Below are 18,176 nucleotides of genomic sequence, written 5' to 3'. Positions count from 1 at the left end.
CATCGAAGTGGGCCAGGCCAGCCACTAACGGAGCCGCTGTTCAAGCCCGCTCGACCAGGGCCGCCACCTCGGTCAGGGCATCAGCACGGCGGCGCCGGACAGACGCCCCTGGCGCAGGTCATCCAACGCCTGGTTGGCCTGTTCGAGCGGATAGGCTCGGGTCTCGGTCAGGATCGGCACCCGCGGCGCCAGGGCCAGGAATTCCTCGCCATCGCGGCGGGTGAGATTGGCCACCGAGCGCAGGCTGCGCTCCTGCCACAGCAGGCGGTAAGGAAAGCTTGGAATATCGGACATATGGATACCGCCCGATACCACGCTCCCCCCGGGTCGCACCTGGGAAAGCGCGAGGGGTATGAGCTCGCCCACCGGAGCGAACAGCAGTGCCGCATCCAGAGGCTCTGGGGGAGCCTGGTCGCTGTCGCCGGCCCACACCGCTCCCAACCGCCGAGCAAAGGCCTGGGCATCGTCATCGCCGGGGCGTGTGAAGGCATACACCGCCTGCCCCTTGGCCACGGCAAGCTGGACGAGGATATGGGCAGCAGCCCCGAAGCCGTAGATGCCTAGCCGTCGGGGCTGCTCCCCGCCGGCCAGGCGCCAGGTCCGGTAGCCGATCAGGCCAGCGCACAGCAGCGGAGCGGCGGCCTGGGGGTCCTCGGCATCCAGCGAAAAGCAGTAGCGCGCATCGGCGACGCCATACTCGGCGTAGCCGCCGTCACGGGTATAGCCGGTGAAGCGCGCTTGGGGGCAGAGGTTCTCGCGGCCGGCCAAGCAGTACTCGCAGGCCCCACAGGTGCCGCCCAGCCAAGGCACCCCGACCCGCTGCCCCACCTGCAGATCATCGACGCCCTGCCCCAGGGCGGTGATGTCCCCGACGATCTCGTGGCCGGGAATCAGCGGCAGCGTCGGCTCGCTAAGCTCGCCGTCGACCACGTGAAGGTCGGTGCGACAGACCCCGCACGCCAGCACCCGGAACTGCACTTCCCCCGGGCCAGGGTCGGGACGGGGAATCCGTTCCAGCACCAGCGGCTGGCCCGGGGCATGCAGGCGCATGGCACGCATCTCGCTCATGGGGAGCTCCTGTGGCAGATACACACCCGGAGCATAGCCCAGTCGCAGGGCGACCGAAGACCGGTTAGCGGTCAGCGGTCAGACGGAGACTTCGACCTCGTAACCGGTGTACTTGCGCAGGTTGATCACCCCGCTGTCGAGGATCAGGTACTGCCCCTTGAGGCCGAGCAGGGTGCCGGCGATCGCCGGTGTCTTGTCGAGGTTGTGGGAGACCACCTTGGTGGGGTACTCGAGCACCGGATAGTCGAGGGTCACCGGCGGCGCATCGAGCAGGCGGATGGCCTCGGCGCCGAAGCGCTCGCGCAGGTTGGCCAGGCCCGCCTCCAGCCGCGCCAGCAAGCGGTCACGCTCGGCGACGAGATCCAGCGCCTGGGTCTCGCCCTTGAGCATGGCCCGCCAGTTGGTGCGATCACTCACCTCCTCCTTGAACAGCACCTCGACGAAGCCCGACTGCTGACGGCTGTCCACCTCGAGGATCGGCAGCGCCTGCACCGCCCCCTGGTCGAACCAGCGGGTCGGCACCTGGGTGCCCCGGGTGATGCCCACCTTGAGCCCGGAGGCGTTGGCCAGGTAGACCACATGGGACTGGAAGCAGTGGCGCTCGCCCCACTCGGGCTCGCGGCAGGTGCCCTCGAAGTAGTGGCAGAGCTCGGGTTTCATGATGCAGGTGTCGCACTGGGCCAGGCGCTTGAAGCAGGGGTAGCAGTAGCCCTGGGCAAAGCTCTTCTTCGTTGCCCGCCCGCAGTGGGTACAGGCGATGGCGCCGGTCCAGGCCAGCCGTAGCGGCTCGCCGAGCCTGGCGTTGAGGTCCAGGCGCTGGTCGCCGGCACGCAGGGTGTAGCGCGCCGACTCACCCGACGCACCGGGCTCGATGGCCATCTTGCTCAGACAGCCCCGCACGGAAGCGGCGGTATCGATCCTTTCCACCTCAGTCACCGGCGGCGTTCTTGGCCAAGCCGGCCAGTTCCGGCGGCACATCGGCGCCGGAGCTGGCACTGCCGCAGGTGCGCTGCTCCAGGTAGCCGACCCGCTCGGCCTCAGGCACACCGTTCTCCACCTCATAGCGGATCACCGCCTCCAGGCAAAGCTCGGTCTGTTCCGCGGTCAGCCTGCGTCCGTCGGGCCACTTGCGCAGCGCCACCGCCTGCTTGAGGCTCTCATAGATGCTCGGGGTCATCTGCTGGATCATGCTCTCGAAGGTCATATCACTCATGGAATCGGTCCTGTCACTGCCGAAATCGGGCTTTGCTCGAATAATACCAGCCCAGCGCCAGGCCCACGACCAGCCCGCCCAAGTGCGCCTCATTGGCCACGTTGCCGAACCCCACCGCGCCGGCGGCATCGGTCATGGTGAAGACCATCCAGCCGAGCATGAACACCACCAGCATCTGCGGCACGAAGAAGCCGCTTCCCGGCGCGCGACGCGACATCAGCCACACATAGCCCAGCAGCGCGTAGTCGACGCCGGACATGCCGCCGAACAGCACCGTGCCGGTGGCGTACTGGGCCAGGTTGGCGCCGATGCCGGCCACCAGCAGGAGCAGCAGCATCCGTCGTGAGCCGTGGAAGGCCTCGACCTGGCGGCCGAAGTACCACAGCCACAGCATGTTGAAGATCAGGTGCATCCAGCCGAAGTGCAGGAAGGCCGGCGACAGCAGCCGCCACACCTGTCCGGAGGCCAGCGCCTCGCCGAGGCTGCCAACGGCCAGGCTGCCGTTGACGATGCCGATGGGGACGATGGTCAGCATGGCCACCACGATGTCGCCCATCACCGCCATCAGCGCGAACACCAGCAGACACAGCCCCAGGGTGGTGGCGCAGACCGGGGCCTGGCGGAACGGCACCGCCAGCGAGGCGCCGCCCACGGGCCGGCGCCGTCGCTCGGGCATGACCCGCTCGCCGCGCTGCCAACGCGACAGCAGCTGCATCATGGCCTCGTGCTGGTCGGGGTCGGCCAGCCACAGCACCTGGCCCTCGGCCTCCTCGGTGAACCGGTGGCCGATGCGATGGGCCCACAGCGCCTGGCGCAGGTCGCGGGTGTCGACATCGTGGGGAAACAGCATGACGCGGTACATTAGCTCTCCCTGAGTTTGGCGCCTGGCCCAATCATGCGATGAGCGAGCCGCCGCGACAATGCGCCGGCACACTACCCACGCACAGAAAAAATCCGGCGGAAGGGGGCCGCCGGACAAGAGCAAGGGATCATTCAAGGGAACACTTACTCTGATGGACGGCGCCGGGGGAAGTTCACGCCGGGACGAAAAAATCATGTAATAAATTGTATACCCATTGGCAAGCGCCACAGCGCGCCCCATTAGTCGAACTCGATCTCCCAGGGGCAGGGCCGCGCCTCTTCTTCCCGCGGCACTCGCACCCAGACGAAGTGGTTGGCGTCCAGGCGCGACTCGCCGCTCCAGCGGTAGGCCACCAGGCGGCCAAACTTCACTGCGCTGTAGTCCAGGCAGGCCACGTTGGCGGCGGGCAGCGCGGGAATCCCCTCGCACCAGTAGTGGCCGATGAACAGCGGCCGCTGCTCGGGGCCGTAGTAGCTCAGCCGGGCCCGTTCGGCGTCGCTCAGGGTCCGCGCCTCGAGGTCGCCGGGCAGGTTGTCGGGCTGGAAGACCACATCGCCCCAGGTGACCGGGTCGCGGGCCCAGAAATGGGCACGGAAGCTGCGCCGGGTAAAGCCGTCGCCGGAGTGGATCTCGGTGCCTTGAGGAAGCGGAATGTGCGTTCCCCGGGTCAGTCGATCGAGGATCCGGAACGCCTGGGTGGCGGGGTCCACCGAAGCCTCCAGGAAGGTCTCGTCGATACGCCCGTCGGGGTGCTCCTGGCGCAGGGCATCAATCAGCGGCTGATCCCAGCAGGCATGCACGACGCGCAGGCCGGCAAACTCCAGAAACAGCGGAATCTCCAGGAACCAGGCCAGGGTATCCTCCCACTCGGCGGGATGATCGCGGTACTGATCCAGGGTCTCCTTGATGATGCGATTGTGGCGCGGCGAGTGGTCGCGCAGCCATTCACGCCCCAGCCGCCGGGGCGCCCGGTGGCAATAGGCCAGGGCATTGTATTCATGGTTGCCCATGACGATATGCGCCTCGCCCTCCTCCACCATGCGGCGGGCGATGGTCACCGCCAGCCGGATCCGCGGGCCGCGGTCGATGAGATCGCCGAGGAAGATGACCCGCCGGCGTGGGTGGCGGTAGACGCCGCCGCGCTGGTGATAGCCGAGCTTCTCCAGCAGCGCGGCCAGGGTGGCGCCACAGCCGTGCACGTCGCCGATCAGGTCGTAGCCTTCGATTGCCGTCACCTCAGTCCCCCAGGCGGTTGCTCCAGCCCAGCTTGCTGCGCAGGACCTCATAGAAGTTATGGCCCAGCGGATGCACCAGCTGCACTCGCTGGGGCTTGCGCCGCACCACCAGCACATCGTCGGGCTTGGCCACCGCGCGGGTCTGGCCGTCGCAGCTGATATGCGGATAGGTCTGGTTGGTCTCGCCGATGTGCACGCGGATCTCGCTGGCGGCATCGATGACGATCGGCCGGCTCGAGAGGGTATGCGGGAACATCGGCACCAGCTCGATGACATCCAGCTTGGGGTGCATGATGGAGCCCCCGCCGGACAGTGAATAGGCGGTGGAGCCGGTGGGCGTGGCCATGATCAGGCCGTCGCTGCGCTGGCTGTAGACGAACTGTCCGTCGATGAACAGCTCGAACTCGATCATGCGCACCGCCTTGCCCGGGTGCAGCACCACCTCGTTGAGCGCATCGCCGTTGCCGACCAGGGTATCATCGCGATAGAGCTCGGCATCCAACAGGAAGCGCTCCTCCACCTCGTACTGGCCGGCCAGCACGTGGCCGACGCGCTCCTCCAGCTCGTCCGGCGAGATATCGGTGAGAAAGCCCAGTCGCCCGCGGTTGACGCCCAGCACCAGGGTGCCGCTGTGGCAGAGGGTGCGCGCCGCCCCCAGCAGGCTGCCATCGCCGCCCACCACGATGACCAGGTCGCACAGCTCGCCCAGGGTGCGACGGCTGGCCTCGGGATGGCCGTGGTCGAGCAGCACCGTGGCGGTACGGTCCTCGACGATCACGTGGTAGCCCGCCTCGTCGAGGAAGCGCATCAGCCGCTTGAGGGTGTCGACCACCTTGGCGCTGCCCAGGCGACCGATCAGCCCGATGTTCTTGAAGGTTTGCATTCCCTGGCCTCTCGGATCACGGCCGCTCATTATGGCGGCTGGCCGCGAGCCCAGCAAACTCAAGCAGCGGCAGGCACCCGACGGCGAATCCACCACTCATTGAGCAGCAGCGAACCGACGATGATGGCGCCACCCAGCGTCAGACGCAACAGGTCGGCGTCGCGGTTCCAGATCACCAGATTGACCAGCAGGCCGGCGGGAACCAGGGCGTTGTTCATGATCGCCAGGGCCCCGGCATCCACCCGGGTGGCGCCCAGGTTCCAGAGGAAGTAGCCAAGGCCCGACGCCACCAGACCCAGCCAGGCCAGCACGCCCCACTGCACGCCGGTGGTGGGCATGGCCCCGGCATTGCCGAGCAGCGCGAACGCCGGCAGCGCCACGACCATGGCACCCAGATAGAACCAGGCGAAGACGCTGTAGCGCGGCAGCGCCGGCGGCAGCTCGACGGAGAGCCGTCGATAGCCCACCTGGCCCAGGGCGAAGCAGAGGTTGGCCCCCTGCACCACCAGGAAACCCAGCCAGAAGCTACCGTCGACGCCGTCGTAGCGGATCACCGCCGCGCCCAGCACCGCCAGCGCAGCGGTAAGCAGGTAGAAGGGCGTGAATCGCCCGAACAGGGCGTCGTCGAGCAGCGTGACATAGAGCGGCGTGAAGATGGTGAACAGCAGCACCTCCGGCACCGAGAGCAGCAGGAAGGACTGATAGAAGAAGATGTACATCACGCCCAGTTGGACGGCTCCCAGGGCCATCAGGGCCAGGCGCTGGCGCCCCTTGAGCAGGGAGGGCCGCAGAAAGGGCAGGAACACCAACGCCGCCAGCGCCACCCGCACCAGTACCGCGAAGTAGCTGTCCACCTGGCCGGCCAGGTAGACGCCGATCAGCGAGAATGAGAAGGCCCAGAGGGCGGTGACGCCGATGAGATAGCCCACGGTTAACTCCAGCCATTGAAAAAGTTGACGGAGTTTATACCCGGTCTCAGGCCCACATCAATGCCGCCGAGGGCCACCAGGTCCGGAGGCGCTCACTCCTGGTCGTCCCGCTCCCAGTGCATGGTGCGCCGGACGGCCTTCTTCCAGCCCTTGTAGCTGCGCTCGCGGCACTCGGCGTCCATCTGCGGCTCGAAGGTGTGCTCCAGCTCGACCTTGCCGGCCACCTCTTGCTGGGTCCACAACCCCACGCCGATGCCGGCCAGGTAGGCCGCCCCCAGGGCGGTGGACTCGGTGACCCTGGGGCGCTCCACGTTGACGCCCAGCATGTCGGCCTGGAACTGCATCATGACGTTGTTGGCCACGGCGCCGCCGTCCACCCGCAGGGACTTGAGGGTGATGCCGGAGTCGGCCTGCATGGCGTCGATGACGTCGCGGGTCTGGTAGGCCAGTGAGTCCAGGGTGGCCCGGGTGATGTGCTCCTTGCGCGTGCCCCGGGTGATGCCGAAGATCGCCCCGCGGGCGTACATGTCCCAGTAGGGCGCCCCCAGCCCGGCAAAGGCCGGCACCACATAGACGCCACCGGCGTCCTCCACCTTGCCGGCGTAGTACTCCGAGTCCTCGGCCGAGTCGATCAGCTTGAGCTCGTCGCGCAGCCACTGCACGGCCGCCCCGGCGATGAAGATGGCGCCTTCCAGGGCGTATTCCACCTTGCCGTTCAGCCCCCAGGCGATGGTGGTGAGCAGGCCGGACTTGGACGGCACGGGCGTGTCGCCGGTGTTCATCAGCAGGAAGCAGCCGGTGCCGTAGGTGTTCTTGACCATGCCTTTCTCGAAGCAGGCCTGGCCGAACAGCGCCGCCTGCTGGTCGCCGGCAATACCGGCGATGGGGACCCGGGCGCCGCCGAACATCTCGGCGCCGGTGGTGCCGTAGACTTCGCTGGAGGGACGGACCTCCGGCAGCATGGCGGCCGGAATGCCCAGCTCGTCGAGCATGCGTGCATCCCACTCCAGGGTGCGGATGTTGTAGAGCAGGGTGCGCGAGGCGTTGCTGTAATCCGTGACGTGGCGCTCGCCGCGGGTCAGGTTCCAGACCAGCCAGGTATCCATGGTGCCGAACAGCAGGTCGCCGCGCTCCGCCCGCTCCTGTGCCCCCTCGACGTTGTCGAGGATCCAGCGAATCTTGGTTCCCGAAAAGTAGGCATCGGCCACCAGGCCGGTGGTCTCGCGGATATAGTCTTCCAGCCCCCGCTCCTTGAGCTCGTCGCACAGCGGCGCGGTGCGGCGGTCCTGCCAAACGATGGCAGGGTGGATGGGCTTGCCGGTATGGCGATCCCAGACCACCGTGGTCTCGCGCTGGTTGGTGATGCCGATCGCGGCCACCTGGGAGGGCTTGATGCCCTGGGTTTCCAGCACCTCGCGGGCCACCCCCATCTGACTGCCCCAAATCTCCATGGCGTCATGCTCCACCCAGCCGGGGGTGGGGTAATATTGCGTGAACTCCTTCTGGGCGATGCCCACGATCCGGGCGTCCCGGTCGAAGAGGATGGCGCGACAGCTGGTCGTGCCCTGATCGAACGACAGGATGTACTGTTTTTCCATGGCTATCTCCTCGAGACGAACGGTAGTGGGGGCAATGGTTGCCGACACGCCGCAGGGCGTCATATCAGCAGCATACAAGAAAGCCCGCAGACACCGGAGACGCTCGAGTCTCGGCCTCGGTGCAATGTCCCTTGGGCCCGACCCACAGCCGAGAGAACTCCGTTAGCCGCTCCCACGGCGCAGCCAGCGCAGCGCATGCACCACCCCTGGCAGCCAACCGAGCAGGGTCAACAGCAGATTGACCATCAGGCGCTTGGGCCCGCCGCGCGACAGGCCAACGGCCAGCGGGGGCAGCAGCACGGCCAGCGTCTTGAACGCCAGCCGAACCGCCGGATGAGGAGGCACAGCGGGCGTGGCAGCCGCTGTCGTCACCTCACCGCCGGCGCCCGCGGCGGATTTGGCCTCGGCGTGGGCGAGGGCAGGGTGGGCCTCGTGGTCAATCTTCTGCTCGATCTCCTCGGCTCCCTCAGCGAGTTCGTCATGGTAGCGCTCCCAGTCCTCCCAATCGTAGGGCGTTCCCGCCCGCGGCCGATGATCACCGGCCTCGCGGGCACGGGCCCAGGCTTTCTCCTCGAGAGTGTTGGGCCGCTCCTCATCACGGCCACCGCCGATGCCTTTCTTGGCCATGTATTCCCGTGCATCCATCGCGACCTCCCGGTGACGGCAAGCAGCAGTCGACTGTCAGACTGGACGGCCGCCCCTGCCATGTACAAGCGTTTTCCTAATTTGGAGCCCTCGCTCCTTTACCGGGTTCCAACGCAGACAGCTCCCAGCGTTGGTAAAAGTGTTAACCGATGGCAGACCGGCGCACCGGCTGTCGGCTATGCTGAACGCATCCGAACCATGGACAAGGAGATCCGCCATGCCCAGCAAGGCCCCCACTATCGTTCGCGACATCATGTCCCGCGACTGCTATCGGGTCACCGCCAATACGTCGGTCACGACCCTGGCCGAAGGCCTGGCACTGCACCGGCTCCCCGGGGTCCCGGTGGTCGACAGCCATGACCACCTGATCGGCTTCATCTCCGAGCAGGACGTGCTCGGCAAGCTGCTGGAGAGCGCCTACCTCAACGAGGAGCCACCGCTGGTGAGAGAACTGATGCGCCACGAGGTGCTCTCGGTCACACCCAACAAGAGCATCACCGACCTGGCCCAGGAGATGCTCGGCTCCAAGCCCAAGGTCTACCCGGTGACCGAGCAGGAGCGCCTGGTCGGCATCGTCACCCGGCGCGACGTGCTAACCGCGATCCTGCGCATGCGCCGCGCCTGAGCAGTCAAGCCGCTGACGACGCCTGGCCGCGCGCCGGGCGTCGTCGCGTCTGGCACGCTCACGGAGAAGCCGCGCGCAAAAGAAAGCCGCCACATGGGAGCATGGGCGGCAAGATCGAAACTGCGAGCCAGAGCAACAGTGTTAGCGACTGCCATCGCGCTGTTGTCTGTACTCAATATGACACTCCTTCGCCAGAAAGTTCGCGCACCGTGGCAGGTTTTTCCCCCCGGCATGGCCGACTCGCTCACCTCGGGGTGGCCCGCCGCCCATGGCAGGCGACAGCGCCCCGAGCGAGAACGTCAAAACAGGCACTTACCAGGGAAAATCGGAAAAAAGCGAAACGCCAGGTAGGGAGACAGCTTGCAAGCGGCAACCATTTGGTTTTACTATCGAAACCGCCTTGCGGGTGTAGCTCAATGGTAGAGCAGAAGCTTCCCAAGCTTAAGACGAGGGTTCGATTCCCTTCACCCGCTCCAATCTCTTCTCGTGTCAACTTGCCTTGCCTGCATTTATCGGCCCTGCGCTTCCAGCGACACGAGCTCCTGGAGCGGCTCCATGGCGCTTTTCCTGCTGATTTTCGCCGTCTGCCTGCTGATCATCGGCGGCATGGTGTTGATCCTGATGTTCTCGCGCACCCCGCGCTACCGCACCGAGCCCGAGCACCTCCTGGAGGCCTTCGACAAGGCCCTGGAGAGCCGTATCAGCGAGAATGAGTGGAATGCCATCGTCGGCTACCCGATTCGTCATGACGAGTATCTGGACGGCGTTCGCCGCCGTGCCCAGCGACTGATGAGCGAGCACGGCCGCCGCTGGCAGATTGCCCAGGGCAAGCCGCTGCTGGACGCAACGGGTCAGGAGGAGCTGGCGGCGCTACGCGACCACCTGGCCGCCCATACCCGGCTCAAACGCCAGCAAGAGCAAGACAATGAACGCTGACCGGGCATCGTCTATACTGTAGCGCTTCGACACCCAGGCGGGGAGCGTGCATGCCCAGTGCCATTCGCCAGATCCCTCTCGATACCGCCACCCAGCATCATGCTCACGACTACCACCAGATCGTGATCGGGCTGCGGGGCCAGGCCGAATTCGAGATCGAGGGGCTGGGCGGTGCCATCTCGGCCCTCTCGGGCTGCATCGTGCCGGCCAATCACGTGCACTACTATGTCGGCCAGGGCGACAACCGCCAGCTGATCCTCGACCTGCCCGCCGAGGCCCCCTCGCTGACCGGCCACCACCATGAACTGGTGCGCCTGTTCGATGCCCCGCGCTTCTTCGATCTCGATGATCCCCTGAAGCGCTATCTCGACTTCCTGCTCCATGAGCTTGCCAGCCTGCCGCCGGATCGCCACGACCCGCTCCAGAGCGATCGTCTGGCCGCCACCCTGCTCGGCTGCCTGCACGCCCGCCTGGGCAACAGCGCGCCGCCTCCGGCCCTGCAGCGGCTCGACCTGGCCAAGCTCGACCGCTACATCGACCAGCACCTGGCCAGCCCCCTGACGGTCGGCGACCTGGCCGCCCAGGCGTGCCTGAGCGAGGCACACTTTCGCAGCTGCTTCCGCGAACAGACCGGCGTCTCGCCCTGGCAGTACGTTCGCAGCCGGCGCCTGAACCGGGCAAGGCAGCTGCTTCTGGAAAGCCGCATGCCGCTGTCCGACGTCGCCGCCGCCACCGGCTTCACCCACCAGAGCGCCCTGTCCCACGCCTTCCGGCGTACCTTCGGCTGCCCCCCCAGCAAGCTGCGCCAGCAGCCCCTCGGACGCCTGAAAGTTGACAGTGACACGTCACACAGCATTCGACTTAAGTCGTAAACCACTGTCGCCACGCGCGAAATCGACAAACTTACCCCCGGAATCGACAAGCAGTTAGTCGAGCGGCCCCCTACTCTCTGGAAAACCCACTGGCCCCGGGCAGCCCGCCCGAACGCGGCCGTGGTGATGCCTTAGCAAACGGGTCATACCCGGGGGATACCTCATGCTCGATTCCAACAAGATGCTGGACACCGCCACCTGGCAGCAGGATCTCGACACGCTCTTCGCGCGCGTCAGCGAACACTACGTCGTCGATGAAGACGCCTTCGTCGGCGAACTGATCGCGGTACTGAGCGCCGACACCGACGACTTTCGGCGCATTGCCGGCAAGACGGCGGAACTCGTTCGCGACGTTCGCGAGATGGACACCGCGGTAGACACCATCGACGAGCTGCTGCAGCAGTACAGCCTGGACACCCATGAAGGCCTGATGCTGATGTGCCTGGCCGAGGCCATGCTGCGCATTCCCGACAAGGCCACCGCCGATGCACTGATCGAGGATAAGCTGGGCCCCGCCGACTGGAAGGCGCACATGGGCCAGAGCGACTCCTGGATGGTCAACGCCTCTACCTGGGGCCTGTTGATGACCGGCCGGGTGGTGACGCTCGACAAGCCCCGCGAGGGCAAGCCCAGCGGCTTTATCAACAAGCTGGTCAACCGCATGGGCGAGCCGGTGATTCGCCGGGCCATGGTCGAAGCCATGAAGATCATGGGCAAGCAGTTCGTACTGGGCCGCGACATCGACGAGGCCCTGAAGCGCTCCAAGCCGCTGTTTGACAAGGGCTACACCTATTCCTACGACATGCTTGGCGAAGCCGCCCGCACCCGCGCCGACGCCAAGCGCTACTTCGACGACTATGCCCGGGCCATCGAGCGGGTCGGCAAGACCAGCCAGGGCCTGTCGGCGAAGACCCCGGCGCCTTCGGTGTCGATCAAGCTCTCGGCGCTGCATCCGCGCTACGAGTTCGGCCGCCGCGAGCAGATCCTCCGCGAACTGGTGGGGAGCGTTCGCCAGCTGGTCGACATGGCCCGCGAGCGCGACGTGGCGCTGACCGTCGATGCCGAGGAGGTGGACCGCCTCGAGCTGTCGCTGGAGGTGTTCCGAGCCGTCTACGAAAGCGACAGCTGCCGGGGATGGGGCCACTTCGGCCTGGTGGTGCAGGCCTACTCGACGCGCGCCCTGCCGACCCTGCATTACCTCAACCGCCTGTCAGACCGTCAGGGCGACGAGATCCCCCTGCGTCTGGTCAAGGGCGCTTACTGGGACAGCGAAATCAAGGAGTCCCAGCAGCTCGGCGTCGACGGCTACCCCGTCTACACCCGCAAGGCGGCCACCGACGTGGCCTACCTGGTGTGCGCCCGCTTCCTGCTCTCCGATGACACCCGCGGGCGGATCTTCCCCCAGTTCGCCACCCACAACGCCCACACCATCAGCACCATCCTCGAGCAGGCCAATGCCGCCGATCGCGCCTTCGAGTTTCAGCGGCTGCACGGCATGGGCGAGGCGCTCTACGAGGCCGCTCTCAAGCGCGCCCCCAAGGGGACCTACTGCCGCATCTACGCCCCGGTGGGCGCCCACAAGGACCTGCTCCCCTACCTGGTGCGCCGCTTGCTGGAAAACGGCGCCAACTCGTCGTTCGTCCACCAGCTGGTGGACCCCAAGGTGCCGGTGGAGTCGCTCTGCGTGCACCCCGTGGAGGCGCTCAAGCAGCACAGCCGCTACACCAACTCGAAGATTCCGTTGCCCCAGGACATCTATGGCAAGGGTCGACGCAACTCAGGCGGCGTCAATCTCAATGTGCGCAGCCAGTACCAGCCGCTGATGGACGCCATGGCCGGCTTCATGGACAAGGCCTATAGCGCGCGTCCACTGCTGGCTTTCGAGGTGGCCACCGATCCGGCCAATACCCACGAAGTAACCAGCCCCTTTGATCGCAACAAGCGGGTCGGAAGCGTGCAGTGGACCAGCGCCGAGCAGGCCGCCCGCGCCGTGGATGCCGCCTGGGCCGCCTTCCCGCGCTGGGACGCCACCCCGGTGGCCGAGCGGGCCGCCATCGTGCGCCGCCTGGGCGATCTGATGGAAACCCACATGGCCGAGCTGATGACGCTGTGCTCCCGGGAGGGCGGCAAGCTGCTCACCGACGGCGTCGATGAAATCCGCGAGGCGGTGGACTTCTGCCGCTACTACGCCATGCGCGCCGAAGCGATGTTCGCCGAGCCCACCGCCCTGCCCGGGCCCACCGGCGAATCCAACGAGCTGATGCTCTCCGGCAAGGGCGTCTTCGCCGCCATCAGCCCCTGGAACTTCCCGGTGGCGATCTTCTGCGGCCAGGTGGTGGCCGCTGCCGTGGCCGGCAACACCGTGCTGGCCAAGCCCGCCGAGCAGACTTCCATCGTCGCCCACCGGGTCATCGAGCTCCTGTACGAGGCCGGCATGCCCCGCGACGTCGTCCAGCTATTGCCTGGCGACGGCCCCACCGTGGGCAGCGTGCTGACCCGCGATGCGCGCATCACCGGGGTGGTCTTCACCGGCGGCACCGACACCGCCCAGATCATCAACCGCGCCCTGGCCGCCCGAGAGAACGCGCCGCTGCCAACGCTGATCGCCGAAACCGGCGGCATGAACGCCATGATCGTCGACTCCACCGCCCTGCCCGAGCAGGTGGTGGTGGACGTGATCCAGTCGGCCTTCCAGAGCGCCGGCCAGCGCTGCTCGGCGCTTCGGGTACTCTACCTGCAGGACGACGTGGCCGACCGAGTGATCGAGATCCTCGAAGGGGCCATGGCGGAACTGCACGTGGGCGATCCCCGCGACCTGGGCACCGACGTGGGCCCGGTGATCGACGAGGACGCCCGTCGGGGGCTGATGGCGCATATCGAGACGCTCAAGGGCGAGGGCCGGCTGCTGGCCGAAACCCGACTCGACCCGCGGTACACCGCCAACGGCACCTTCGTGGCCCCGGCGGCCTTCCAGATCGACGGCATCGAGGCGCTGGAGCGTGAGCAGTTCGGCCCGGTGCTGCATATCGTGCGCTACAAGGCCAGCGAGCTGAACAAGGTGATCGAGTCGATCAACGGTCGCGGCTACGGCCTGACCTTCGGCGTGCACAGCCGTAACGAATCCTTTGCCGATGAAATAGCGCAGAAAATCCGGGTTGGTAACGTGTATATCAACCGCAATATCATCGGCGCCGTTGTCGGCGTACAGCCGTTTGGCGGCCAGGGCCTCTCCGGCACCGGCCCCAAGGCCGGCGGACCGCACTACCTGCTGCGCTTCGCCACGGAAAAAACGGTGACCAACAACACCGCCGCGCTGGGCGGCAATGCGTCACTGCTTGCGCTGGGAGATGAGTGAGCACTCATGACTGGAACCACAACAACACTGAAGGAACTCTCATATGATTGAGAACAACATGGCCATCGGCTTTACCTTCGTGGCGTACCTGCTGCTGATGCTGGGCATCGGTATCGTCGCCTACATGCGCACCACCAACCTCTCCGACTACATCCTCGGCGGTCGCTCGCTAGGGCCCTGGACCTCGGCGATCTCCGCCGGGGCCTCGGACATGTCGGGGTGGCTGCTGCTGGGCCTGCCCGGGGCCGCCTACGTCAGCGGCATCTCGGCGAGTTGGATCGCCGTGGGCCTACTGGTCGGCACCTGGCTCAACTGGCTGGTCGTGGCGCGTCGCCTGCGCCTCTACAGCTTCAAGCTCAGCGATTCCCTGACCCTGCCGGAGTATTTCGCCAACCGCTTCCAGGACAAGACGCAGCTGCTGCGGGTGATCTCGGCGCTGTTCATTCTGATGTTCTTCCTCTTCTATACCAGCTCGGGCCTGGTGGCCGGCGGCCGGCTGTTCGAGACGGTATTCGGCTATGACTACACCCTGGCGGTGACCATCGGCACCATCGCGGTCATCTCCTATACCTTCTTCGGCGGCTTCCTGGCGGTCTCCTGGACCGACCTGATCCAGGGGCTGATGATGGCCGCCGCCCTGGCCATCGTGCCGATCATCGCCTTCAGCGACCTGGGCGGTACCGCAGGCGCCGGCGCGGCGCTCGCCGCCGAGAGTGAGTACATGCTGGCCTGGTTCCGCGACGCCTCCACCGGCGAGGCGCTGACCTTCATCGGTATCGTCAGTTCCTTGGCCTGGGGCCTGGGCTACTTCGGCCAGCCGCACATCCTGGCCCGCTTCGCCGCCATTCGCAGCGACCGCGACATCCCCACCGCTCGGCGCATCGCCGTCTCCTGGACCGCCATCGCCCTGATCAGCTCCGTGGCCGTGGGCCTGCTCGGCGTGGGCTATGTGCAGCGCGATCTGGCCGATGGCGAGACGGTGTTCATGGTGATGGTCAACCTGATCTTCCACCCGGTGATCGCCGGTATCCTGCTGGCCGCCATCCTGGCCGCCATCATGTCCACCGCCGACTCCCAGCTGCTGGTCTCCTCCTCGGCGCTGACCGACGACTTCTACAAGGCGATCTTCCGCAAGGACGCCAGCCAGACCGAGCTGGTGTGGGTCGGCCGCTTCGCGGTGATCGGCATCGCCGTGATCGCCTACCTGCTCGCCCTGAACCCCGACGCCACCGTGCTCGACCTGGTCGCCTACGCCTGGGCCGGCTTCGGCGCCGCCTTCGGTCCGGCACTGATCATGTCGCTCTACTGGCGGCGCATGAACAAGTGGGGGGCGCTGGCCGGCATCGTGGTGGGCGGCGTGACCGTGGTGATTTGGGCCGAACTCTCCGGCGGGCTGTTCGACCTCTACGAGATCGTCCCCGGGGTGATCTTCGCCTACATCGCCATCGTGGCGGCAAGCCTGGCTACCGAGGAGCCGAACCTGCGGGTGACCGCCGACTTCGATACCTTCGCGGAGCCCTGATCCGCCACTGAGCGATTTAGGCTCGACTCGACAGGCCGCCTCTTTGGCGGCCTGTCGTTTTTTCACACCCCTCACGTGGTGGCCAGATCATGTCAGCCACAGCGCTCGCAATAGCAGGATCAGCGTAAAGACGCCCAGGGCCACCAGGCTCCACGGCGGCGACGCCGCCCGCCGCTGCCAGTGGCGTCGCAGCTCGAGCCCCAGCGGGCGCATGAAGGCGGCCCCCAGAGCCCAGACCCCCAGAGCGATCAGCGGCAGGCGCACCGGCATGGGCAGCGCACTGATCAGTTCCGGGCGCAGCAATAGCCACAGCGCCAGCGCGGCCGCTACCAACATCGCCACCAGCGCCACCCAGTCGGGTCGCGCTTGCACATCGCTTCTCATCGGCTCTCCTCCCTTCGATACCCAGCCCCCAGTCAAGACGATAGCGCGCGGGATGGCGAATCGCTCACACTGCATCACAGCATTTCTTATACAGCGAACCCCGCTTCAATATGCAGAACATCCACATAATCTAACCAAACCTCATAAACTGCTCATATCACCTCGTTCAAAGCCATTGAATAATTTTACAAGACTTTTAGAAACAGCGTTCCTATAATGCATTTTGTCCAATGCAGCCGGCATGCATCATCCGGCCCCACTCGACTCGTCACGTCCCCAACCTGGAGGATTCCCCTGATGAGAGCTAACCGACTGATTCCCACCGCCATGATCGCCGCCGGCTGTCTCTTCGCCAGCCAGGTCGCTCTGGCCTATAGCGCCGGCGACACCTTCGTACGCGGTGGCTTCGCCAAGACCGACACTCGCTCCGACAACGGCGTGCTCGATACCATCAGCAGCGGGGAAACGGGCTTTACCTTTGGCGCCGGCTACCTGTTCCACGACAACGTCGGCATCGAGCTGAACAGCTCCGAGAAGATCGAGCACACCATCGATGGTGGCGAAACCATCGACCGTATGCCGGTCAATCTGATGGTCAACTACTACCCGCTGGGGGGGCTCGATTCTCGCGTGCAGCCCTATGCCGGTGCCGGCCTCAACTACACTCGCTTCTCCGGCGAGCCGACAGGCATCAATGCGCGGCGCAGCTACGGCGCCGTCGGCCAGCTGGGCGTCGACCTGGCGGTCACCGATCATTTCCTGCTCAACGGCTTCGCCAACTACGCCGACGTGGAGTCTCGCCTCTCCGTAGACGGCGACCGAATCGGCAGGGCCAAGGTGGACCCGCTGACCATCGGCGGCGGTGTGACCTTCCGCTTCTGATTCGCAGCGAACCTGCTTGCATATCGCCGGGCCCTTGGGTCCGGCGTTTTCGTAGGTAGAAACGGCATAACAAGCATTATAAATGCCACTTTTGTTGTCGAATGCAACTATTGCGCTGGATCAAGAATTCATCGCCATAAGCTGGGTAGGATTGCGCTATCACCTTTGCGGCTCGCGCCGCTATCGCCAATATGCGTACCGACAAGGAGTCGCCCATGCGCAAGATCGCCCTTCCCACCCTGCTCGCCACAGGCCTTGCCGCCGCGGCCATCACCACCAGCGCCCAGGTCATGGCCTACGGCGAAGGCGACTTCTTCACCCGAGTCGGCGTCGCCCACGTCAACCCCAAGAGCAACAACGGCACCCTCGCCGACGGCGCCATCGACGTCGACGTGCGCAGCGACACCACCCTGGGCTTTACCTTCGGCTACCGCGTCCACGACAAGATCGGTATCGAACTGCTGGCCGCGCTGCCCTTCGAGCACGACATCAAGCTCAACGGCGACACCCTGGCCTCCACCAAGCACCTGCCGCCGACGGTGACCGTGCAGTACTACCCGCTGGGCGGCAGCGATGCCATGCTGCAGCCCTACGCCGGCATCGGCCTGAACTACACTACCTTTTTTAGTGAATCCAGTGATTTGGGCGACCTGAACCTGAGCAGCTCCTGGGGCGCCGCCGGGCAGTTGGGCCTGGACGTGCTGCTCGACGACAGCTGGGCCCTCAACGCCGCCGCCTGGTATATCGATATCGACACCGATGCCAGCCTGGACGGAAACGATCTGGGCAAGGTGAGCATCGACCCCTGGGCCTTTATGGCCGGCATCAGCTACCGCTTCTAATCGACCAGCACGCCATGACAAGGCCCGCCACCGGCGGGCCTTTTTGCGTTGCAAGGGAGTGCCGCGCGGCGAGCGTCGACCGTCGAGCGTCGAGCGTCGGAATAGTCCCGGCGCCTGGCCCCCATGAGCCGAAAGGAGAGCTGCTGGGGCGATGCGGTCATGGGGCCCTGCGTCGGCTCTCCGAGGGTGGTATCAGTCCATCGAATACTGGGCCTAAGGCCGACGGCCCGAATTCCCTGCTACGCTTTGCAAGTGGAAGCGTGGATCGATACAGCAGCCGGCTCAGGTAGTGCATCGCTGTTGGCACCTGGCATTTGGGAACGAC

17 protein-coding genes and 1 tRNA gene are annotated in these 18,176 nt (G+C 66.0%); 8 read left to right on the top strand and 10 right to left on the bottom strand.

Annotated elements, in window-relative coordinates; all coding sequences use genetic code 11:
• Window positions 1-72 precede the first annotated feature (72 nt).
• The 9 genes from HOP52_RS16095 to HOP52_RS16055 form a co-directional block, all read right to left on the bottom strand.
• Complete coding sequence (locus tag HOP52_RS16095) at window positions 73-1,068, bottom strand: zinc-dependent alcohol dehydrogenase family protein (protein ID WP_238978426.1); 996 nt, start codon at window positions 1,066-1,068, stop codon at window positions 73-75.
• Between the two features lie 78 nt (window positions 1,069-1,146).
• Window positions 1,147-1,947, bottom strand: coding sequence for a DUF2797 domain-containing protein (locus HOP52_RS16090; RefSeq protein ID WP_238978452.1), 801 nt, complete (start codon window positions 1,945-1,947; stop codon window positions 1,147-1,149).
• Between the two features lie 49 nt (window positions 1,948-1,996).
• Window positions 1,997-2,281, bottom strand: coding sequence for a YeaC family protein (locus tag HOP52_RS16085; RefSeq protein WP_238978425.1), 285 nt, complete (start codon window positions 2,279-2,281; stop codon window positions 1,997-1,999).
• Window positions 2,282-2,294: 13 nt separating this feature from the next.
• Window positions 2,295-3,143 carry a rhomboid family intramembrane serine protease gene (locus tag HOP52_RS16080; protein WP_238978424.1) on the bottom strand — a complete coding sequence of 283 codons (849 nt, stop codon included), beginning with the start codon at window positions 3,141-3,143 and terminating at the stop codon, window positions 2,295-2,297.
• A 239-nt stretch (window positions 3,144-3,382) separates the two neighbouring features.
• On the bottom strand, window positions 3,383-4,369 hold the full coding sequence (locus tag HOP52_RS16075) for a metallophosphoesterase (RefSeq protein WP_238978451.1): 987 nt from the start codon (window positions 4,367-4,369) through the stop codon (window positions 3,383-3,385).
• A gap of 10 nt (window positions 4,370-4,379) precedes the next feature.
• Complete coding sequence (locus tag HOP52_RS16070) at window positions 4,380-5,261, bottom strand: NAD(+) kinase (RefSeq protein ID WP_238978423.1); 882 nt, start codon at window positions 5,259-5,261, stop codon at window positions 4,380-4,382.
• Between the two features lie 59 nt (window positions 5,262-5,320).
• Window positions 5,321-6,190, bottom strand: a complete 870-nt coding sequence (locus HOP52_RS16065) for a carboxylate/amino acid/amine transporter (protein WP_238978422.1) — start codon at window positions 6,188-6,190, stop codon at window positions 5,321-5,323.
• A gap of 92 nt (window positions 6,191-6,282) precedes the next feature.
• Window positions 6,283-7,788 (bottom strand): glycerol kinase GlpK, encoded by a 1,506-nt coding sequence (glpK, locus tag HOP52_RS16060; RefSeq protein WP_238978421.1) that lies wholly within the window; start codon window positions 7,786-7,788, stop codon window positions 6,283-6,285.
• Between the two features lie 162 nt (window positions 7,789-7,950).
• On the bottom strand, window positions 7,951-8,433 hold the full coding sequence (locus HOP52_RS16055; protein WP_238978420.1) for a YqaE/Pmp3 family membrane protein: 483 nt from the start codon (window positions 8,431-8,433) through the stop codon (window positions 7,951-7,953).
• Between the two features lie 217 nt (window positions 8,434-8,650).
• Between HOP52_RS16055 and HOP52_RS16050 the strand changes: the two genes are divergently transcribed.
• From HOP52_RS16050 to putP, 6 genes are all read left to right on the top strand, one after another.
• Complete coding sequence (locus HOP52_RS16050; protein ID WP_238978419.1) at window positions 8,651-9,058, top strand: CBS domain-containing protein; 408 nt, start codon at window positions 8,651-8,653, stop codon at window positions 9,056-9,058.
• A gap of 402 nt (window positions 9,059-9,460) precedes the next feature.
• Window positions 9,461-9,534: transfer RNA gene (locus HOP52_RS16045), tRNA-Gly, on the top strand.
• Between the two features lie 79 nt (window positions 9,535-9,613).
• Window positions 9,614-9,994 carry a hypothetical protein gene (locus HOP52_RS16040; protein ID WP_238978418.1) on the top strand — a complete coding sequence of 127 codons (381 nt, stop codon included), beginning with the start codon at window positions 9,614-9,616 and terminating at the stop codon, window positions 9,992-9,994.
• A gap of 50 nt (window positions 9,995-10,044) precedes the next feature.
• Entirely contained in the window at window positions 10,045-10,866 is an 822-nt protein-coding gene (locus HOP52_RS16035; RefSeq protein ID WP_238978417.1) for a helix-turn-helix transcriptional regulator, read from the top strand.
• A 163-nt stretch (window positions 10,867-11,029) separates the two neighbouring features.
• Window positions 11,030-14,221: a bifunctional proline dehydrogenase/L-glutamate gamma-semialdehyde dehydrogenase PutA gene (gene putA / locus HOP52_RS16030; protein WP_238978416.1), complete on the top strand. Its 3,192-nt coding sequence runs from the start codon at window positions 11,030-11,032 to the stop codon at window positions 14,219-14,221.
• A gap of 43 nt (window positions 14,222-14,264) precedes the next feature.
• The gene (putP, locus tag HOP52_RS16025; protein WP_238978415.1) at window positions 14,265-15,743 is read left to right on the top strand and encodes a sodium/proline symporter PutP; all 1,479 of its coding nucleotides are present in this window, start codon (window positions 14,265-14,267) and stop codon (window positions 15,741-15,743) included.
• Between the two features lie 87 nt (window positions 15,744-15,830).
• Here putP and HOP52_RS16020 read toward each other — a convergent pair whose 3' ends face one another.
• Complete coding sequence (locus HOP52_RS16020) at window positions 15,831-16,127, bottom strand: hypothetical protein (RefSeq protein WP_238978414.1); 297 nt, start codon at window positions 16,125-16,127, stop codon at window positions 15,831-15,833.
• Window positions 16,128-16,424: 297 nt separating this feature from the next.
• Here HOP52_RS16020 and HOP52_RS16015 point away from each other — a divergent pair, with 297 nt between their 5' ends.
• Both HOP52_RS16015 and HOP52_RS16010 read left to right on the top strand, forming a co-directional pair.
• Window positions 16,425-17,009: an OmpW/AlkL family protein gene (locus tag HOP52_RS16015; protein WP_238978413.1), complete on the top strand. Its 585-nt coding sequence runs from the start codon at window positions 16,425-16,427 to the stop codon at window positions 17,007-17,009.
• 215 nt (window positions 17,010-17,224) lie between these two features.
• The gene (locus HOP52_RS16010) at window positions 17,225-17,851 is read left to right on the top strand and encodes an OmpW/AlkL family protein (protein WP_238978412.1); all 627 of its coding nucleotides are present in this window, start codon (window positions 17,225-17,227) and stop codon (window positions 17,849-17,851) included.
• The last annotated feature ends 325 nt before the right edge of the window (window positions 17,852-18,176 follow it).

The sequence above is a fragment of the Billgrantia campisalis genome (assembly GCF_022341425.1).
In the GTDB taxonomy this organism is placed as follows: domain Bacteria; phylum Pseudomonadota; class Gammaproteobacteria; order Pseudomonadales; family Halomonadaceae; genus Halomonas; species Halomonas campisalis.
This window is presented reverse-complemented; position numbering and strand designations above follow the sequence as displayed.